This window comes from Paenibacillus sp. J22TS3 (genome assembly GCF_018403205.1).
Taxonomy (GTDB): domain Bacteria; phylum Bacillota; class Bacilli; order Paenibacillales; family Paenibacillaceae; genus Fontibacillus; species Fontibacillus tuaregi.
In genome coordinates this window covers 48,357-66,507 of record NZ_BOSF01000005.1, presented here as the reverse complement: position 1 = coordinate 66,507, position 18,151 = coordinate 48,357, and the positions used below count along the sequence as shown (strand labels likewise).

The following is an 18,151-nucleotide window of genomic DNA, read 5'->3' as shown; positions in this document are numbered from 1 at the left end:
CACTTATAAAAGGAGTTGTAATGATGGAACTTGGTATTAAGATTGCTTTTAATGCACCAAAAGAGAAAATATGGGAACACTATGTTGACAAAGAAAAGCGTGTCTTATGGGAGGAAGACTTAGAAGTTCTTCAATATGATGCGGAAGTAAAAACTGGCACTACCGGCCGAATGAAATTGAAGGGCATGCCAGCAATGGAATTTGTTCTATCAAAGATAATTGAGAACGAGGTCTATTATGATATGTATTCCATTCCAAACGCAGGAACATTTTATTTCTGCCATGATATCACGGAAGAAGATGGACAACTATTTGTAAAGCATTCAATTTGTTCTGATGAGGATAATGAAATTGCATTAAATGTTTTGACTGAAATTTTTTCGGATTTCCCAAAAGTGTTGTGGAAATTCAAAGAGGTAGTTGAAGCTTAATGGAATTCAACTCAATGTTTAAGAACAATGCTGATGAATCAACTGGATTGCTGTTTGTTAAAACATATAATAAGTGGCATGGTAGAATAAAGTCAGCTTTAAGCCATTTAGGAATAACTCATCCTCAGTTTGTTGTGTTATGTACTCTTAACTACTTAAGTCAATTTGAAAAACATATAACGCAGGCAAAAATTTCAAGCGTTTCAGAAATTGATGTAATGACAGTTTCACAAATACTCCGTACACTTGAGAAAAATGAACTTGTAAGTAGAAAGCAAAGTCCAATAGACTCAAGGGCCAATTCCATTGAAATTGTCCAAAAAGGTTTAGAAATTATCAGTAAAGCTATACCCATTGTTGAATCCATAGATACTGAGTTCTTTGGGACGTTAGGGCCTGAATTGGCACAGTTTAAAGATCATCTAAGAATGATTGCAAATGTCACTGAAGTATGAAGTAAAGTATGGAGAAACAACAACATGTTCCCATTAAAGTCGCTATTTAAGCGGCTTTTTTGTTTGTTCGGTAGGTGTATGAAGGAAAACTATTACTACAAGCAAGAAATAAGATAACGAAGAGCTAAAATTCGTGAATATGGTCGGAGCATTAGTTAATTAATGAACCTTTTTCCCCTGTTATTTGTTCATATATCAGACGGTAATAACTCCTCCTAATAAGCTTTCACTGGGAGACCGTTGATCTAGAATTTACAGAAGAACGGATGGAGGTGTTTTAAGGATGAAGAGTGACAGGGACCTGTTCGAGGCTTACAAGCAGGACGTATATAAGCTTTGCCGATACATGACAAATAACGGGGCCGATGCCGAGGATATTTGCCAGGAAGTGTTCATTAAAGCCTTTGCACAGGAGCGGAAACGGGTAACCGAGGAAAGGGCATGGTTGCTGCGCATTGCGGCTAACCTGTGCCGGAATCATTACAATCGGAAGAAGCGAGGGGCCTATAAGGAGATTCGCTCCGTCTACCTCACGAAGCCGCCCATGCCGGAACAGCCGGAAGACGAGGTAGTGAGGCAGGAGCAGTCGAATGAGTTCGCTCAACTGCTAGAAGGGTTGCCGGTGAAGCTCCGCACGACCCTAACGCTCCGTTACGGGAATGGCCTCAGTCTGGAAGAAGTAGCGCAAATATTGGAGATTCCGCTTGGCACCGTGAAATCGAGAATCCATAAGGGATTGGCGCTGATGAGAAAAAAAATGGAATCGAAGGAAAGCTACAACGGGAAGGGAGAGAAGTGTTTTGACTAAATCAATGGAATGGAATCTGGAACGGATGGGGCGCCAACCTTTGGACGATGAGCCGGATTATGAGGCCATGTGGAATCGGATCGAAGAACAGATCGTGCAGAAGAATCAACAAGAGCATGCTCCCCAGCGGGGGATATCTCGTCATAAGAAGAAAGTGCTTGTGCTGGTCGCTTCTGTCTCTATTTTGGCGGCCCTTCCGGCTATGGCAGCCGTAAATGGCGGCTGGGACAGCTTATGGAATGGCCGAAGCTCGCTTAACGCTATCGAACAAGGGCTAGGAGATCGTCTTGATCAAACGGTCACAAGCGGAGATATCCCCCTTACCTTGAACGGAGTGGCAACCGATGACCAGCGGATGAACATGCTTCTGACCATGAATGTTTCCGGTCTTCCTGCTTACGATGCCATAGAGTTCGAGAGGTCGGAGCTGTCAGAAGGCAAGAATAAGGCGGAGCATATACAAGTGCAGCTCAAGCAGGATCAGGGCCAAGGGCGTCTGTTCGGATTGGCCACAGTACAGAACAAGCTTGGGGAAGAGAGAAAGAGTTACCAGCTTACTCTGGAGAACGTAGTCTTCTACCAGTACCGCAGCTTCCCGCTGGATCTGATTCCAGCTGAATCACAGGACAAGAAAGCAGCGCTTTCTGGTAGCCCTGTGTCTTCAGTCGAAATGACATCGGTGATCCGGGAAGGCAACGTTTTCACGGTACGGTATAAGCTTAGCGGTGTAAATTTAGAGGCTGTGGCCAATCCGCATCTTGTACTGACCTCAGGTGCGCAGGTTATTAAAGAAAAGTACGCGGCTGTTCTCCCTTCTGAAGATCCGAACGTGATTATACGCCAAAGCAACTTTGAAATTTCGGATGCCGATCTTAAGAAGGCGCGTTTCGAGCTCTCTGCTCTTGAGGAATCCGGAAGAAAAGAGGGCCGATGGAAATTCGCCTTCGAAGCTGACGGAAAAAAAGCGGCTCAGGCCATGTTTGCGGTTAAGCTGAATCCGGCGGATGATGCCAATGATTCCATGATGAAGTTCACTGAAATGGTGGTTACCCCTCTCGAGATCCGGCTAATGTACGATGAGGTGAGGGATTTCCCTCAACCTGGTGTTCCCCTGGTTAATTATGAATCGGTTAAGCTCATAGTCGACGGTCGCGAAATGGACAGCGGAGCGGGCTTCTGGACGACCAAAGACGGCCGCTTCTACCGCAGATTCGAGCTGCCGCAGTGGTACGAGCAGAAGGATTGGAGCAACGTGCCTGTCAAAGTGATTCTTTCCGGCAAAAAAGTTCAGGAGCGCGCCAACAAAAATCATTTACTTGAATTGGCTCAGCCTGCAGCCGAAAGAAAGACGGCAAAGACGGAGCTGCACGGCACTTCGGTTGAGTTTACTTATTACAAAAAAGGTAAGGATCTGATTGTGGAGTCTTCCTCCAGCGATCCATCGTTTGGGGGCATCACTCAAAGCTACCTTGACATCAACGGTGAGAGAAAGTTTCCGGAAATGAACCCGAATCCTCCGGGAGGGAATGGGACCAACCACAAAATTGAACGCTACGTCAATGTACCAGAGGGCGACTTGAAACTGAATCCTTTCTTGTACCAGTGGTTTGATCCCAAATCTAGAGTGGAGTTGAATCTCCGCTAACGTATCAGCTGCAGCTTTTTTCTGAATAAAAGACATGTGAGTATAGCTCTCCTAGTAACTCACTCAAAATTTCAATTTAATATTTTATACTAGAAAGGGAGAGGGAGAGGCCCCTTTGGCTCTCCCTTAAATCGGTTCATTCACGAGAACTCCTTAACCAAGGTTATTCACAATATCACAGCAAAAGAAACGAACTTTTACTATATATACAATGGAAGTCGCATAAACTGCGGCTTTTTTTGTTTTATCGGTACGAGTTCATCTCAAACCAAGGACAAGAACTTGCTCCAATTACCGATTAGATAGATATCTAACTGATTGAAACTCGGAGACAATTTGTTGACAATTTGATTAATAAATGATGATATCTCGGGATTATTTTAAATATACGACATTTAAAAATGGATATATATATATTTTTGAAAAAGAAAAATCGAAGTACACGGGGGTTCAAAAAATGAAGAAACAGTATTTTTCAATCGTTTTGGTTTCAGTAGTAACACTTTTAACAGCGCTCGCTCTGGGAGGATGCTCATCTTCATCTAATCAACCTCAACATACAGACCCAGCGACAGACATCGTTAAGAAAACACCACCAGCCAAAGTGCCGAACATCCCAACAAACCCACCGGTTGAGTATGAACCTGCCTGGCCGGATCGTACGGTGAAGTCTTCTAGCGGGCATCTTTTGAATAGTTGTGTTCCTGATAAGCTGCACGATAAAGCAACTACATTGACAACCAGCGATGGGGTGTATCTGTCAGCACTTGTGCTTGGCAGCGGAGATAAAGGAGTCCTGCTTGCACACGAGCAAGGTTATAACATTTGCTCTTTTCTTGACATGGGGACTGAACTGGCAGAAAGTGGATATCTGGTCGTTATTCCTGAATATCGTAATCACGGTGCCTCACAGAATATTCAAGAAGATAATCAACCTATAGATCGTGATGCAGATGCAGCCTTAAGCGAACTCAAGCGATTGGGTGCAAAGAAAGTATTTTTGGCAGGAGCATCATGTGGAGGTAGTACAGCAATCATTGCAGGTGTTCGTCAAAAGCTGCCTATTGAGGGGCTCATTATTCTTTCTTCTCCTGCAAAATGTGGGCCCCACGATGCAATTCCAAGTGTCAAAAAGATTAAAGCACCATCCTTGTTTGTTTTTTCACCTGGCGATTATGGAGGCTCAATTGAAAAAGAAGTGCGCAAATTATATCAAGCATCTGGAGCAACTGATAAAGAGCTAATTGTGGATGAGAGTGGTTATCATGGAACAGATATGTACCATAAAGGAGAGCATGGTGATGCACTAAAATCCAAACTCATTAACTTTGTTAAAAAGAATTTTAATTAAGGTGAGTGGATCGAGTCAGACAGCGTTAAAGAAGAAACCAATTTTTGGATTGTGTGTGTTGTGTGTTAATCTGTCTAATAGGGAACCCATTTAGAGAGAGGGAAGTTACTTGGACAGAAGCATATTATATATTGAGGATAATGAGAAAATAGGCAGCCTGCTAAAAGAAGAATTGGAACAGCGGGGATATTCAGTACAGTGGCTGCTTTCTGGTGAAGGAGCCGAAAAAGAAGTGGATCAGCATCAAATCGTAATTTTGGATATCATGTTACCCGGTTTAGACGGATTTACGGTGGGAAAACGATTAAAAAAGGCAGCTCCTGCTGTTCCTATTTTACTATTATCTGCTCGAACATCGGTAAATGATAAGGTCGATGGTTTACAATTTGCTGATGACTATTTAACGAAACCATTCCATACGGATGAATTAGTTGCAAGATTAGAAGTATTAATCCGGCGAAGTGGCGGAATACATACTGAACGCATTTCATTAGGAAATCATATTGAGGTAGATCCAGAAGCCCAAATGGTATTTGACAAACGCACAGGAGAAGAAATTATATTGACAGGGAAACAATCGAATTTTAATGTATTTCTTACGTCATCCTAATCAAGTTTTACCGAAAGAACAAATTTATGAAGCCATTTGGGAAGAACCTTATCTCACTGGAGACAAAACATTAATGGTACATATCTCTCGTCTGCGTCAAAAGCTGGAACGTAGTCCAGATTCCCCAGAGATTATTGAAACGCTGAAGGGAATAGGCTATCGGGTGAAACTATGAAACAGACCAGATCTTTATTTCGTCGTTTTATAAAAGGAAAATTTCTAGTTATCTTCTTTCCTCCAATTGTGCTTCTTTTCTTCTCTGCGTTCGTTGGGGTTGCTATCAATGAAAAAGATCTGAATATCCATACGTTAAATCAATTTTACGTCACACTGCTTATTTTTGGTTTTATTATTGTCTCATTTGTTGTCATATCTTGGCTGTTCTTCTTGGGACTTCGTAAACGTCTTGCACGCTTACAGGAAGTCATGTCGTTTTCACCTCATAATCACTCATTTCCTAAACCAGTGCCTGTTCAAAGTGATCGTATGGATGAAATAGACCAGTTAGGAAGCTCTTTTAATTGGATGATTCAGCAGCTTGAAGACAGCCGCAAGCGGGAACATGAAGAGGAATTATTACGACATCGTCTCATTGCGAATTTATCTCACGATTTACGAACGCCGCTTACCATTCTAAGAGGACATATCACCAGATTAAATAAAGAACCCATGAGTTTGGAAGGGCACAACTCATTAACAGAGATGAACCATACGATTACAAGAGTCGGAGATCTAATGGATGATTTACTTTCCTATACATTGCTTACATCAGGAAAACATCCTTTTCATCCCACTTCAACAGATATTGGACGTTTAGTAAGAGCATCTGTTGCTGCGTGGTATCCTGTATTTGAAGAACAAGAAATTCAGCTCGATGTTGATTTACCGACAGAGCAGACTTTTTATTGGGAAGCAGATCCTAAATGGATGACACGGGTTCTGGATAATTTATTTCAGAATATCGTTCGCCATGCAGCAGAGGGGAAATATGCAAACATTGTGGTTGATGTAGCAAAAGAACAGATCATTGTTGCAGACAGAGGTCCAGGTATGGATAACTCTCCCTATGAGCGTGGGGCGGGGATTGGTTTATCGACTTCAAATTATATGTTGAAAAAAATGAACCTGAAAGCTGACTTTACATCAAATGAACATGGCACAAGAGTAACGATTGGTAGAGCTTAACCTAAAGTTAACCCAGAAGTAAACAGGCTGATACCCGAGATGTAACTTTGCTTTTTTATAATTGGAACCATAACAGAAAGGAAGTGTTATGGTTGCTTACCATTAATAACTTAGTCAAACATCGCGGAACTGTGGAAATCTTATCAGGGATCAGCTTTAAAGCTAGACCAGGTAGAGTAACTGGTTTTTTAGGTCCAAATGGGGCAGGTAAAAGTTCAACACTTCGCATCCTGCTAGGATTAGATCGCGCCACTTCAGGGAGTGCATTAATCAATGGAAAGCCATTTGCAGAATTACATAATCCTCTAACAACAATAGGTGCTGCACTTGATGGATTTGGAGCTCATCGTATGCGAACAGGACGGGCACACTTGCGTTGGATTGCTCATGCCGCGGGATTGTCCCGCTCACGCGTCGAGGAAGTTCTGGAAATAGTAGGTCTTACGAATGCAGCTGACAAAAGGGTTGGGAATTGCTCCCTTGGTATGGGGAGAAGGCTTGGAATAGCCGCTGCGCTGCTTGGTGATCCAAAAATATTGGTTTTAGATGAACCTGTAAATGGACTTGACCCGGAAGGAATTCGGTGGATTCGGACATTCTTACGTGAACGGGCGGAGTCTTGAAACACGGTGTTACTATCCAGTCATCTCATGGGGGAGCTTGCAGAGACTGTTGATGATGTAGTGATTATTAAGCATGGGAGGATCGTTGCAGATGGAACCTTGGAAGAAGTAATAGGTACCCATTCCACGCTGGAGGAAGCATTTTTTGCCCTGACATCTGAAAGTGCAGGTGATGTGGTATGAGAGCATTCAAGGCGGAACTATCTAAATTGTTCTCTCTGCCGGGCATTTGGCTTGCCTTTCTTATTGGAGCATTCGCCCCAGCGGTCATTGCTGCTTTGGACAGTATAGCAGAAAAAGAAGAGATTATAGCTGGAGTTAGCACACGGCTATCGGAAATTGGCTATATTGGATTAGGTCTTGGCGTGCAAGGTGTCATTATTCTTGGTGTGCTTGCTGTCAGTAGCGAGTATTTGACAGAGAGCAGTGAATCTGGTGGAGGACGACAGATTACAACAAGTTTAACTGTTGTTTCATCCCGGCTTCGTTTTTTGCTGGCAAAAGCAGGCGCTGTGACTGTAATCAGCCTACTGTTCTGTATGGTTGCTATACTGACAACTGTGTCGGCAACTCATCTGATTCTTGGTGAATACACCCCTGCATTTGAAGCATCCAGACTTATTGGTGCAGTTTGTTACTGGACATTGACCGCACTTTTAGCATTTGGGATTACGGTTCTAACTAAGAACGGCATGATCCCGCTCACTGTACTCCTCATAAATTCATCCCTGGTTTCATTTAGCGTCCTGCTTTCTAAGGTTACAAAGCTGGCGTTTTACTTACCAGATCGAGCTGGCCTTGAACTGTTTATGTTTACGAACGACAGATTTCATACTCCGTTCACAGGCGGTTTAATCCTATTGGCTTGGGTAGTCGCTTTTTTCATTGCTGCAGCTATTGTATTCCATAGGAGGGACGTTGCATCATGAGTGTCTCTACCAGTAGGAAGATAACACCAATCCTTTGTGCTGAACTGGGTAAATTAGTTACATTACCATGGATATGGCTCACTCTTATGGGTACGTTCATTCTTAATTTAGTTTTAGCCGCAGCTTTTACTTCTGTTGGTCTGCAAGGGGCAGCTGGAACTCAAAGTGTACTTAATATAGGACTTGCTTCTATGAGATATCTTCAAGCAGGGTTCATTATTCTGGGGATCATAGCTACTTGTTCAGAGTATACTGGTGGGCAGATTCGAACTACTTTAACTGCGATTCCTTGGCGTGGGCTTCAATTATCCACCAAGCATTTGGCATTGGCAATTATAACCCTTCCTGCGGCGTTTATTATTGCTGCTTCAGGCGTACTATATACTTTTATTATGATGAGAGACACAGCAGTAGTAGTTGAAATAGACTCAATGATAAAAACCTTAGCAGGGGCAACAGGCTATCTAACCTTAACCACACTTCTCAGTGCAGCTATAGGTGCTTTAATAAGACGAACCACCCCTGCTTTGGTAGTATTGCTTGGTTATTATTTCACTGTCAGTCCATTGACGAGAGATTCTCTACCTCAATATTTTCCGGATACGGCAGGATATTATATGTATATGCCGCCTTCCTCTAATGAGATAAACGCCCTTACACCAATGCAGGGGACTGGTATTTTAATATTATGGACACTGATCTTTATTATAATAGCTATTGTATTTTATCGTAAAAGAGATGCCTAAACTTAGATCCACAGGAAGTATGAGGGATGTGAGAACCAATTTAAAATTGATATCTCCTTAACCTGTCGGCCAGTTTTGTAGAATACAAAGGAGGGATTTTTTCTAGTTAGTAAAATACTCCATTTGTGATTAGCAATCCGTAAGAAACAATCAAAGTTGAAATGTCCTATAATGTAGTTAATGTAGATATCCCTCATGAACAAAGGAGAACTGAAGATGAGAAAACTCGTTCTATTTTTGCACGCATCGCTTGACGGTTTTGTAGAAGGACCGAACGGTGAAATGGACATTGGTTGGATTTCCTACGATGCTGATTTGGAGAAACACGCGAAAGAAATTCTGAGTACTGCCGACACTGTCATTTGGGGACGTGGGACTTATCAGATGATGCACAGTTACTGGCCTTCTGTGCCTTCGAACCCATCAGCTTCGCAGCATGAACGGAATCATGCCGAGTGGATTGAAAAGACAGCCAAAATTGTTTTTTCCACGACGCTGGAGAAAGTCGAATGGAACAATTCCAGACTGGTGAAAGAAAATGTCGAGGAGGAGATCAAGAACCTCAAACAGCAGCCAGGCAAGGATATGGTTATCCTCGGCAGTCCTAGATTCGCACACTACCTTATGCAGCTTGATTTAATAGATGAGTATAAAATTACGGTTTCTCCCATCTTGATCGGCAGCGGGCTGCCGTTATTCCAAGGTCTCAAGGAGAAGATCAATCTTAAACTTATCGAGAACAAGACTTTTAATTCTGGAGCCATAGGCCTCGTTTACCAGACGGTTAGATGACCTTGTCTCCAAAAGTAAATTACGCGAATAGCTCAATGAAGACATTGAGCCGCCGATTAGATACGTAATTTAACCATGTTTCCATGCAATTCCGTTAAGCTAACGGTCAGTTTGCATAATGTGTGATCATTATTTTCAGGCAGATGGGGAATGTTTCCTTTATAATAAGGTGGAAATGTTAAGGGAAATTTACTCAGTCAAGGATAGGATGAGATACATGAACGAAAAGCGAATATATAAACCACTCGATGACCTCTCAACTGAAGAAGTGATGGATATTCTAAATAGAGATCAACTTGAAGAGCTACTAACCTTGCCCCTTTCCGTAGGACAGAATCACCCTAATTGGAAATTTGCCCAAGACGTTTGCATTCGACTCGCAAGCCATGAATCCTCCGCCGTTAGAGCCAACGCTGTTTTAGGACTTGCATATATTGCACGAACAAAAGGACAGTTGGAAAAACACATCGTTAAACCAATCGTACTTAGAGAATTCCGTGAGAATCATGAATATCACTGGAGAATATTAGATTCCATCAATGATATTAATCTATTTATGAAGTGGAATATAGCTTCTAATAGGTGTTGAGCTTACGGGACATGATAGCATAATAAGAACAGGCTGCCGGCAAATCGGCTACGCGGTGAACCGTATCATAAATGGCGCAAATTTATTGGTAAAAGGTGATGAAGAAGTAGAAAAGCTACTTCGGACATGGAAGAGAGGCTGTGACAGGTTGGTAGCAAGTTGCCTGTCACAGCCTTTTTTAATAGATATTTACCGCTCCCATTATATAGATGCCGGATAAGATTGAAGCGCGGCACAAGCAAGAATGTCCTCGGTCGAGCGGATTCTGCCAATACGCGGGAAGATGAACTTAATTACGTGTTCATGTTCCTCCTCGCTGAAGCCTGTCATGGCATCTGTCGCAAAAATCACCTGATACCCATGGGCGAAGGCTTCACGCGCAGTGGTATCTACGCCGATACCAGAAGCAATGCCGCAAAGCACGATCGTCGTGATGCCCCTCCGGCGCAACTGCAGATCCAAGTCCGTTCCGTAAAATGCTCCCCATTGGCGCTTGGTAATTAAATGATCGGTGTCAGTGACTCCGATCTCGGGTACAATTTCATCCCATCCAGGCACCAGATTTAAGGTTGGGGGAGCCTGATCCAGCAACGGACGAGGCATATCTTTGAAGTCTTTCGTGGATACGCGAACAAGTCCTACGAATGCGCCTGCCTCACGGAATGCTTGAACCATAGTGGCGGCGCGGGTAACGACTTGCTCTGCCGAGTGAGGGGCATACTGGGTTCCAAGCCACTTTTGCAAGTCGATTACGATTAATGCCGTCTTAGGAAATTGAAACAAAAGTTCTTCCAAGATCAATCACACTCCAACTAAGAAATCGAGTTTGACCCAGCGTGACCTACAGTTTAACATTTTGAAAAATGGGTCAATTGACTCTATGTTCATAATTCTGTACTATGAGTTTAAAACTGTCAAGTGGGGGATACGTGAGGATGAGTGTAACCAAACAGGATATTATTCGTTCGGCTTCTAAGATGTTTAAAGAAAAAGGCTTTCTGGCGACCTCGATTCAGGAAATTGCTCAGGACTGTTCCATTGCAAAGGGCTCGGTGTATAAGTATTTTCCATCCAAAGAGGATTTATTGTGCGCGGTTTTCGACGAGTGCCAGACGGTTTATTTTGATCGGGCTGAGCACCTGCAACAAACCGAGACGGGCACTCCCAAGGAGCGGCTCGTCAACCAAATCGTATTTCGCTTTCAATATTTTATTGAATATAATCACATTATGGTTGACTTCATAGACCTTCCTATTACGCAGTATGCAACTTTCCGTGAATTAAGGAATCATGTTCGCGCCCGTATGATGGAGTGGCATAGATACTGGTTACTTGAGGTTTATGGTGAGAGAATTGAATCGTTTCTCTGGGATCTAATTTTTATATACCGAGCGATCCTGAAGGACTATCTGCAGCGCATCATCTTCGAGGTGAAGCTGCTGTCGATAGAGGATACAGCTTGGTTCATCGTCGATATAATGGATGCGCTAGTCGAACATATGTCTAGGTCAGGTTCGAAGGGGCTACTTGGACAAACCGCATTCACAAAATTTATTCATTCAGATTCAATGGACTGGAATAACGAAAAAGAAAGAATTATCGAAGAATTGTTCGGCAGAGTGACCGCGCTGCTTGAGGCTTGGCCCGGCGGGCTCGCTAGGCGGAGGGAACTGCAAGAGATTGTTCAATTGCTGGGAACGGAGATCTCTCAGACTCAGCCCAAGAGATCACTCATTCAAGCGCTTTGCGCCTATTTGGAACAAGAACAGGAGCTGAGAAGTCCGGTCATTCAGTTGAAGCAAATTGTCCTGGAAGAGTGAGAAGACCATATTACATAGAGACTAGTTTCTGCAAAAAGCATCGGACCAAGTCCCTTTCGATTTCGCTATAACGGTGTTATGGTGAACCGTATCATAAATAAGGGAAAGTTACTAATGACCCTAGGCAAAGTATAATAAAAAGAAAACGCCGAGGCAGGTGATAGAGCAGTGTGGTTAACGATCAATTTTATACGATAGGAAGCGTGTCAAGAATATGCGGAATGGAAGCATCTATTCTGCGCGTTACTCAGCTGTTTGATAAGCTGGAAACGTATGGATTGACTTCACAAGGCCCAATCATGAGTATTTATCACGAAAATCTGCTAAAGCATTGGGCATGCTGAGGTAAGCATTGGCGATTCAAAAATTCTTATGTTCGATTCTCCTGTCGAGTGGCCGTCGTTTCCCAGCTTTGTTCGTCTTTACGTGAGTGACAGCGATAAACTTTTTGCTCAGGCCATAAAGGCCGGCGCTATATCCATGACGAAAGTGATAACTCAGGCATGGGGGGAATGAGGTGGAAGAGTGGTTGATCCATTCGGGAATATATGGTGGATAACATCTAAAGTATAAAGTAGAGGATGTCAGTCATGAAGAAATGATGGAGCGGTCAAAACAGCAAACATATATCGATGCTATGGAATATGCCCAGAAGAGCTTTAATACGTTTATGGCGAAAGTCATAAGTAGCTGAAGTCGATGGAAACTAAGAAAATCATTATGGTCATTCTACTGTCGGAAGTCAAAACATTAGCCCATTTAAAGCCGCATTAATCGCGGCTTTTTGTTTTATGGAATCATATGCGCAATAACCGATTTACATAGGAGCGTCAAGGGTCTGAGCTGTACGGATTTGGATGAGTGCTTCCCGGGGTCAATAAAATCAATGCTCATTTTTCGGCGGCACCGCAAGCTGCAAAAATTTATAATAGGAGTAAATAGAGAAAAGGAGGGGGATTCATGGTACCGGCATCAACAAAGCAAGAGTACTATCGTGCGCTGCTGGATAAGAGGCCGGAGTATGACGGCGTCTTTTATGTCGGTGTCAAGACGACCGGTGTATTCTGCCGTCCCACGTGTCCGGCGAGAAAACCGAAATTCGAAAACTGTGAGTTTTATCGCTCAGCAGAAGAGGCATTGCTTGCTTCTTTCCGGCCTTGCAGGCGCTGCCGTCCGCTATCGCACCCCAATCAGGTGTCCGATCTGGTACGGTTACTGGTAGACGCCGTAGAGTCGAATCCAGAGAAACGCTGGACAGATAAGGACTTTGATCGTTTATCGGTGGATGCCTCCACCGCAAGACGGCAATTCAAGAAACGGTTCGGCATGACATTCGTTCAATATGCACGCGCACGCCGAATGGGGATTGCATTCAAGCAAATCAGAGAGGGGGATGCCGTTATTGATGCACAGCTTACCGCAGGATATGAATCCGGCAGCGGGTTTAGAGACGCCTTTTCGCGCATTATGGGTGAAGCGCCGTCAAAACTCTCACATAACAGGGTATTGAAAGCATCTTGGTTGGACACGCCGCTAGGGCCAATAGTCGCCATTGCCGACGACGACTCGTTGTACCTGCTCGAGTTCGTCGACCGCAGAGGGCTTGAGCGTGAAATCGAACGGATGCGGGAGCAGTTGAAGTGTACGATTATACCGGGCGATACGCCGGCAATTCGCTCAATAGAATCGGAGCTCCAGCGTTATTTCAATGGAGAGCTGGACGAATTCCTAACTCCGCTTTATCTCCTTGGCTCACCCTTTCAAAAGCAGGTGTGGGTGAACCTGATGAATATTCCGGCTGGAAAAACGACTTCCTATGCAGAGCTCGCCGCTGTGGTGGGAAATCCGAATGCGTATCGGGCTGTAGCCCGGGCCAACGGCGCCAATCAGATTGCAATTGTCATACCGTGCCACCGGGTGATCAACCTGAATGGGCAGCTTGGCGGGTACGGTGGCGGAATATTGCGAAAACAATGGCTGCTGGAGCACGAACAAAAGGCCTTCCATAAGCATCCATCTCCACCTGCCGCACAGGAACGAGGTTGAACCATGAGCGGCATGATGTCGGGAAAATGGTCGGTCTTAATCGTGATCACGCTTGTCTCATTCATAACAAACCTGGATGCTACGATCGTCATTGTCGGTTTACCGACATTGACGGCAGATCTCGACATGTCGATGAGCTTCGGGTTATGGACGATTACTTCCTTCTATATTACGAACACCGTATTATTGCTGCCGTCGGGAAGATGGTCGGATATCATCGGGGCAAAGCGGATTTTCATCTGGGGTTTCGCCATATTTACCGCTGCGACCACCCTTTGCGGGGCAGCGGGCTCCGGCGAATGGCTGATCGGTTTCCGTTTTCTGCAGGGGGCGGGAGCAGCCATGGCATTGGCTGCATCGACGCCGTTGTTGATGCAGACGTTCCCGCCGCAGCAGCTTGGCTTCGCCCTAGGCGTAAATAATATTTCGTGGGTAACCGGCTCGCTGATCGGTCCTGTCGCAGGCGGTGCGCTGATCGGGGAGTTCGGTTGGCGTTCCATGTTCTACGTTGTCGTTCCATTTGGCATCATCGGCCTTACCGCCGGTATAGCGGTGCTCAGGAACAAAACATCGGAATCGGAAGAGAAGACGGACTGGCCCGGCGTGTTTACATTCGCCCTCGGCCTGGTGGCCTTGCTCGTCGCGTTGTCCGAAGGCCCCCAATGGGGGTGGACATCCATCTCAACAATCATTTTGTTCGCCGCTTTCATCCTGTTCTGGATCGTATTTATAATCATCGAAATGCGCACCCGCCACCCTTTGTTTCAACTAAGCCTTCTCAACTATCGAACCTACGTTGTAGGACTCGGGACTACGACGAGTTACTGTATCGGTTATTTTGCCGTAACGATTCTCTTGACCTTGTATCTGCAGGAGGCTCAAGGCTTGAGTCCGCTTGAGACTGGCTTGCTGTTCATTCCGTTATCGGCCCCTCAACTGTTTACGGCGCCACTTGGCGGCAGGCTTGCCGACAGAATGGGACCAGCTCCCTTGATCCTGACGGGCTCTTCGCTTATCGGTCTGTCGCTGCTGCTCCTCGGACAGCTCGGCAGTGAAATGTCCTATCTGGCCGTAATGATTCCACTCGCCGTCATATCCGCTGCAACGGGGCTTTCATGGCCCTCGCTGGCGAAGGTCGTATTGACGGCGGTTCCTCAGCGGCATGAGGGCGCCGCTTCGGGAATGTTTTGGACTGTCTACAACATGTGCAGAGCTATTAGCCAGGCATTGGCGCTCGTTATCGTGCAGGCCGCGGTTGGTACAGCACAAGACGGAACGGACTTGCTTCGGAATCGGATGATCCAGGCTACGACCAACGGATTTACTGTATTCTCGGCATTTCTCGGCATTGCTGTCGTTCTGGGAGTGCTGCTGCTTCGGCCGCATGTGCAATCCAGTCGCCATACCACAGACTAACGGTGTTTAAATACTTATGTTTATATCAGGTGATAGAGATTATTTCTTCAGTCAACGTTTCGAAAGGGAGAGGAGCCACTCATTGAGTGGCTATTTTTTTTCTAATAAGTTTGGCGCATTCTCGGGTCAATCAAATAGCACCATTGTCCAACCTTTTTAATCTAACGGTATACAGAGCCTTCTGGTTCTTACATTCCCAAAATAATTCCCCGCTTTATGACTGTGTGTATTTTGATTTAATCGTAAAACTCTGTCATCTCGCCCCTCTTGTATAAGCTTATCAAATGATTTGTAAAAAAAGATTTTCAATTAATTATCGGTATGATATAGTGTTGTTACGTAACAATACGTAATCTATTTTGTGCTTCGTAAGTTAATCATCGACGGGAGGTATTTACAATGTATCGGATGGGACGAAGATTGGGCTTGTTAATGTTGGCGGGTTTATTGGTGGTAATGACGGCGTGTAACAGCAATAATTCTACACCTTCAGCCAACGGGAATGGGGATGCAAAAGGCAAGACAACAACGCTAAAGTTTTTTCACCGCTGGCCCAATGAACCAAGAAATTCGTATTTCAATTACATTAAAGAGGAATTCGAAAAACAGAATCCTGGTGTCAAAATTGAGATGGAATCCGTCCTGAACGATAGCTACAAGGAGAAAATCAAGGTTCTTGTCTCCTCGGGGGAAATCCCGGATGTCTTCTCCTCCTGGTCGGACAGCTTTGCCGAAAGTCTGGTCTCCTCAGGCCGGGTTGAAGATCTTACTTCTATGTACAAATCTGATCCGAACTGGACAAAAACCCTGGTTCAGAATCAGCTGAAATCCTTCACTTTTAGTGACAAAATATATGGTGTGCCTTTTACCATGGATGGAAAGGTCTTCTTTTATAATAAGAAAATATTCAACAAGCTGGGTCTGGAAAAACCAAAGACCTGGGACGAGTTCATAGCCCTGCTGGACAAGCTTAAGGCTTCCGGCTACGACACGCCGATTATCGAAGGCCTTCAGGATTCCTGGGCTGTAGGGCATTACCTGGGCACCATGAATCAGCGGATGCTGAGTCCAGAGGTGATGGCAACTGACTATGCAGGGGGTCCAGGCAAGTTCACCGATCCGGGATACCTACAAGTACTGAAGTATTGGCAGAAATTATCCTCATATATGGGGCCAAACGCGACATCCGTCAATCATGAAGCTACGAGAAATATGTTCATCGCCGGAAAAGTGCCGATCCACTATTTGCAGTTCGCCGAGCTAGGTTATCTGAAAGATAAACCTGATCTTGAGTTTGATTACTTTAACTTCCCTCAGTTCTCCGAAGGGAAGGGGAATGCCGAAGGTCTGACAGGTGCGCCTGAAGGATTCATAATCAGCAAGGAAACAGCCAATAAAGCGCTTGCTGAGAAATTTGTAAAGTTCATTGTCTCTCCTGAGAATGCAGCGAAGTTTCAGCATGATGTAGGTTCTATGACCACTGTAATTGGTGCGGCTACGAAGGAGAATTCCCCTCCGGGAACCCTGGAGGCGATCAAATTGATCCAGAACGCGGCAGAAACCACCCCTTGGCTTGATAATGCAATGGATGCCAGCGTAGCCGATGCCTATATGCGTGGAGGCCAAGCCATTGCCGCAGGTATCGAGACTCCTGAGAATGTGATCAAAGAAGTTCAAGATGCGGCGGCGAAGCTTCCTGCAGTCAAAAAATAGAAACGAAGTGCATCAACTGTGAAGAGGGGCTTAGCTCCCCTCTTTTCTTCTAAGATAAAGGGGAATGCGTCTAACTGGGTTCCCGAGATAAAACAGGGGGAAAGTGATGAGAACAAGAAGAACGATAGCTCCTTATTTGTTTGTCTTGCCGTGTGTGCTGATGCTTGCAGTCTTCGTATATATGCCTCTGATCCAGAATTTCTTCTATAGCTTTCAGAATGTCTCACTGCTGTCAGGAAAAAGCTCATTCGCCGGTTTTGATAACTATAGAACACTGTTCTCCGACCCTGTTGTGGGCAAAGCCTTAATCAATAATGTGAAATATGCCGTCATCTCTTTAATCTTCCAGGTAGGATTTGGGCTGGTTTTAGCCGCCATTCTGGAGGAAGAGTTCCTGAGAAAGGTCTCGGCGGTATTCCGGACGATCTTTTTTATTCCCGTTATTATTTCTATTACGGTTATCTGTTTGTTATTTTCCTTCGTCTATGACCCGACGGAAGGTCTGCTGAATATGTTTCTGCAATCTGTGGGACTTGATGCCTGGGCTAAACCATGGCTGGGTTCCGGTGATACAGCCATTTATGCCGTTATTGCCGTATCACAGTGGCAGAGTATCGGCTACTGCATGATGTTGTTCATTGTGGCCATTCAGAAAATTCCGCGCGACCTCTATGAAGCGGCCAAAATCGACGGGGCAGGCAGAGTAAAAATCTTTTTCAGCATCACGCTGCCTCAGGTGAAAGAAATGATTTTTGTAAATTCACTTCTGACCATAACAGGGGCGTTTATGGTATTTAACGAACCCTTTATTCTAACCAAGGGCGGAGGTCCCGGAACCAGCTCCATTACGATTGCGGTTCTGATGTATCAGAACGGTTTTGTCAAAGACAGCATGGGTTATGCCGCGACCATCTCACTGCTTATTTTTGTCATTACAGCAGTGCTTGCGCTCATACAGACATTATCATTCAGAACAGGGAAGGGGGACTGAA

General features: G+C 44.7%; 18 protein-coding genes and 1 pseudogene. 18 read left to right on the top strand and 1 reads right to left on the bottom strand.

Going from position 1 to position 18,151, the window contains the following annotated elements; translation table 11 throughout:
* Positions 1-20: 20 nt before the first annotated feature.
* The 13 genes and pseudogenes from KJS63_RS16725 to KJS63_RS16670 all read left to right on the top strand — a co-directional run bounded on the left by KJS63_RS16725 (position 21) and on the right by KJS63_RS16670 (position 10,164).
* The gene (locus KJS63_RS16725) at positions 21-431 is read left to right on the top strand and encodes an SRPBCC family protein (protein WP_213620151.1); all 411 of its coding nucleotides are present in this window, start codon (positions 21-23) and stop codon (positions 429-431) included.
* The gene (locus KJS63_RS16720) at positions 431-886 is read left to right on the top strand and encodes a MarR family winged helix-turn-helix transcriptional regulator (RefSeq protein WP_213620150.1); all 456 of its coding nucleotides are present in this window, start codon (positions 431-433) and stop codon (positions 884-886) included. The genes KJS63_RS16725 and KJS63_RS16720 overlap by 1 nt, the downstream gene beginning before the upstream one ends.
* A 283-nt stretch (positions 887-1,169) precedes the next feature.
* Entirely contained in the window at positions 1,170-1,694 is a 525-nt protein-coding gene (locus KJS63_RS16715; protein WP_213620149.1) for an RNA polymerase sigma factor, read from the top strand.
* Complete coding sequence (locus KJS63_RS16710; RefSeq protein WP_213620148.1) at positions 1,687-3,339, top strand: DUF4179 domain-containing protein; 1,653 nt, start codon at positions 1,687-1,689, stop codon at positions 3,337-3,339. The genes KJS63_RS16715 and KJS63_RS16710 overlap by 8 nt, the downstream gene beginning before the upstream one ends.
* A gap of 457 nt (positions 3,340-3,796) precedes the next feature.
* Positions 3,797-4,690 (top strand): alpha/beta hydrolase, encoded by an 894-nt coding sequence (locus KJS63_RS16705; protein WP_213620147.1) that lies wholly within the window; start codon positions 3,797-3,799, stop codon positions 4,688-4,690.
* A gap of 109 nt (positions 4,691-4,799) precedes the next feature.
* Positions 4,800-5,475 (top strand): annotated as a pseudogene (locus KJS63_RS16700) (response regulator transcription factor).
* Positions 5,472-6,485 carry a sensor histidine kinase gene (locus KJS63_RS16695; protein WP_213620146.1) on the top strand — a complete coding sequence of 338 codons (1,014 nt, stop codon included), beginning with the start codon at positions 5,472-5,474 and terminating at the stop codon, positions 6,483-6,485. Before KJS63_RS16700 ends, KJS63_RS16695 begins: the two are co-directional and overlap by 4 nt.
* Before the next feature lie 92 nt (positions 6,486-6,577).
* Positions 6,578-7,108, top strand: coding sequence for an ABC transporter ATP-binding protein (locus KJS63_RS16690; RefSeq protein WP_244862657.1), 531 nt, complete (start codon positions 6,578-6,580; stop codon positions 7,106-7,108).
* Between the two features lie 6 nt (positions 7,109-7,114).
* On the top strand, positions 7,115-7,291 hold the full coding sequence (locus tag KJS63_RS26275; RefSeq protein WP_244862656.1) for an ATP-binding cassette domain-containing protein: 177 nt from the start codon (positions 7,115-7,117) through the stop codon (positions 7,289-7,291).
* A complete protein-coding gene (locus KJS63_RS16685) occupies positions 7,288-8,037 on the top strand; it encodes an ABC transporter permease (RefSeq protein ID WP_213620145.1) in 750 nt (249 codons plus the stop codon). The genes KJS63_RS26275 and KJS63_RS16685 overlap by 4 nt, the downstream gene beginning before the upstream one ends.
* Positions 8,034-8,783, top strand: coding sequence for an ABC transporter permease (locus KJS63_RS16680; protein WP_213620144.1), 750 nt, complete (start codon positions 8,034-8,036; stop codon positions 8,781-8,783). Before KJS63_RS16685 ends, KJS63_RS16680 begins: the two co-directional genes overlap by 4 nt.
* Before the next feature lie 216 nt (positions 8,784-8,999).
* Positions 9,000-9,575 (top strand): dihydrofolate reductase family protein, encoded by a 576-nt coding sequence (locus KJS63_RS16675; RefSeq protein ID WP_213620143.1) that lies wholly within the window; start codon positions 9,000-9,002, stop codon positions 9,573-9,575.
* A gap of 217 nt (positions 9,576-9,792) precedes the next feature.
* Positions 9,793-10,164 carry a hypothetical protein gene (locus KJS63_RS16670; protein WP_213620142.1) on the top strand — a complete coding sequence of 124 codons (372 nt, stop codon included), beginning with the start codon at positions 9,793-9,795 and terminating at the stop codon, positions 10,162-10,164.
* A gap of 201 nt (positions 10,165-10,365) precedes the next feature.
* On the opposite strand, the gene KJS63_RS16665 is transcribed toward KJS63_RS16670, so the two are convergent.
* The gene (locus tag KJS63_RS16665; RefSeq protein ID WP_213620141.1) at positions 10,366-10,959 is read right to left on the bottom strand and encodes an isochorismatase family protein; all 594 of its coding nucleotides are present in this window, start codon (positions 10,957-10,959) and stop codon (positions 10,366-10,368) included.
* Between the two features lie 140 nt (positions 10,960-11,099).
* Between KJS63_RS16665 and KJS63_RS16660 the strand changes: the two genes are divergently transcribed.
* The 5 genes from KJS63_RS16660 (at position 11,100) to KJS63_RS16640 (ending at position 18,150) form a co-directional block, all read left to right on the top strand.
* Positions 11,100-11,984 (top strand): TetR/AcrR family transcriptional regulator, encoded by an 885-nt coding sequence (locus KJS63_RS16660; protein WP_213620140.1) that lies wholly within the window; start codon positions 11,100-11,102, stop codon positions 11,982-11,984.
* Between the two features lie 960 nt (positions 11,985-12,944).
* Positions 12,945-14,030 carry a bifunctional transcriptional activator/DNA repair enzyme AdaA gene (locus tag KJS63_RS16655; protein ID WP_213620139.1) on the top strand — a complete coding sequence of 362 codons (1,086 nt, stop codon included), beginning with the start codon at positions 12,945-12,947 and terminating at the stop codon, positions 14,028-14,030.
* Positions 14,031-14,033: 3 nt separating this feature from the next.
* Entirely contained in the window at positions 14,034-15,446 is a 1,413-nt protein-coding gene (locus KJS63_RS16650; RefSeq protein ID WP_213620138.1) for a DHA2 family efflux MFS transporter permease subunit, read from the top strand.
* A 399-nt stretch (positions 15,447-15,845) separates the two neighbouring features.
* Positions 15,846-17,159 carry an ABC transporter substrate-binding protein gene (locus KJS63_RS16645; RefSeq protein WP_244862655.1) on the top strand — a complete coding sequence of 438 codons (1,314 nt, stop codon included), beginning with the start codon at positions 15,846-15,848 and terminating at the stop codon, positions 17,157-17,159.
* A gap of 106 nt (positions 17,160-17,265) precedes the next feature.
* Positions 17,266-18,150: a carbohydrate ABC transporter permease gene (locus KJS63_RS16640; RefSeq protein ID WP_213620137.1), complete on the top strand. Its 885-nt coding sequence runs from the start codon at positions 17,266-17,268 to the stop codon at positions 18,148-18,150.
* Position 18,151 lies beyond the last annotated feature (1 nt).

What these genes read in the sequence shown, in the direction of transcription:
- KJS63_RS16725 (WP_213620151.1), top strand. Translation starts at nt 21, where the DNA reads ATGATGGAACTTGGTATTAAGATTGCTTTTAATGCACCAAAAGAGAAA.
- KJS63_RS16720 (WP_213620150.1), top strand. Translation starts at nt 431, where the DNA reads ATGGAATTCAACTCAATGTTTAAGAACAATGCTGATGAATCAACTGGA.
- KJS63_RS16715 (WP_213620149.1), top strand. Translation starts at nt 1,170, where the DNA reads ATGAAGAGTGACAGGGACCTGTTCGAGGCTTACAAGCAGGACGTATAT.
- KJS63_RS16705 (WP_213620147.1), top strand. Translation starts at nt 3,797, where the DNA reads ATGAAGAAACAGTATTTTTCAATCGTTTTGGTTTCAGTAGTAACACTT.
- KJS63_RS16695 (WP_213620146.1), top strand. Translation starts at nt 5,472, where the DNA reads ATGAAACAGACCAGATCTTTATTTCGTCGTTTTATAAAAGGAAAATTT.
- KJS63_RS16685 (WP_213620145.1), top strand. Translation starts at nt 7,288, where the DNA reads ATGAGAGCATTCAAGGCGGAACTATCTAAATTGTTCTCTCTGCCGGGC.
- KJS63_RS16680 (WP_213620144.1), top strand. Translation starts at nt 8,034, where the DNA reads ATGAGTGTCTCTACCAGTAGGAAGATAACACCAATCCTTTGTGCTGAA.
- KJS63_RS16675 (WP_213620143.1), top strand. Translation starts at nt 9,000, where the DNA reads ATGAGAAAACTCGTTCTATTTTTGCACGCATCGCTTGACGGTTTTGTA.
- KJS63_RS16670 (WP_213620142.1), top strand. Translation starts at nt 9,793, where the DNA reads ATGAACGAAAAGCGAATATATAAACCACTCGATGACCTCTCAACTGAA.
- KJS63_RS16660 (WP_213620140.1), top strand. Translation starts at nt 11,100, where the DNA reads ATGAGTGTAACCAAACAGGATATTATTCGTTCGGCTTCTAAGATGTTT.
- KJS63_RS16655 (WP_213620139.1), top strand. Translation starts at nt 12,945, where the DNA reads ATGGTACCGGCATCAACAAAGCAAGAGTACTATCGTGCGCTGCTGGAT.
- KJS63_RS16650 (WP_213620138.1), top strand. Translation starts at nt 14,034, where the DNA reads ATGAGCGGCATGATGTCGGGAAAATGGTCGGTCTTAATCGTGATCACG.
- KJS63_RS16645 (WP_244862655.1), top strand. Translation starts at nt 15,846, where the DNA reads ATGTATCGGATGGGACGAAGATTGGGCTTGTTAATGTTGGCGGGTTTA.
- KJS63_RS16640 (WP_213620137.1), top strand. Translation starts at nt 17,266, where the DNA reads ATGAGAACAAGAAGAACGATAGCTCCTTATTTGTTTGTCTTGCCGTGT.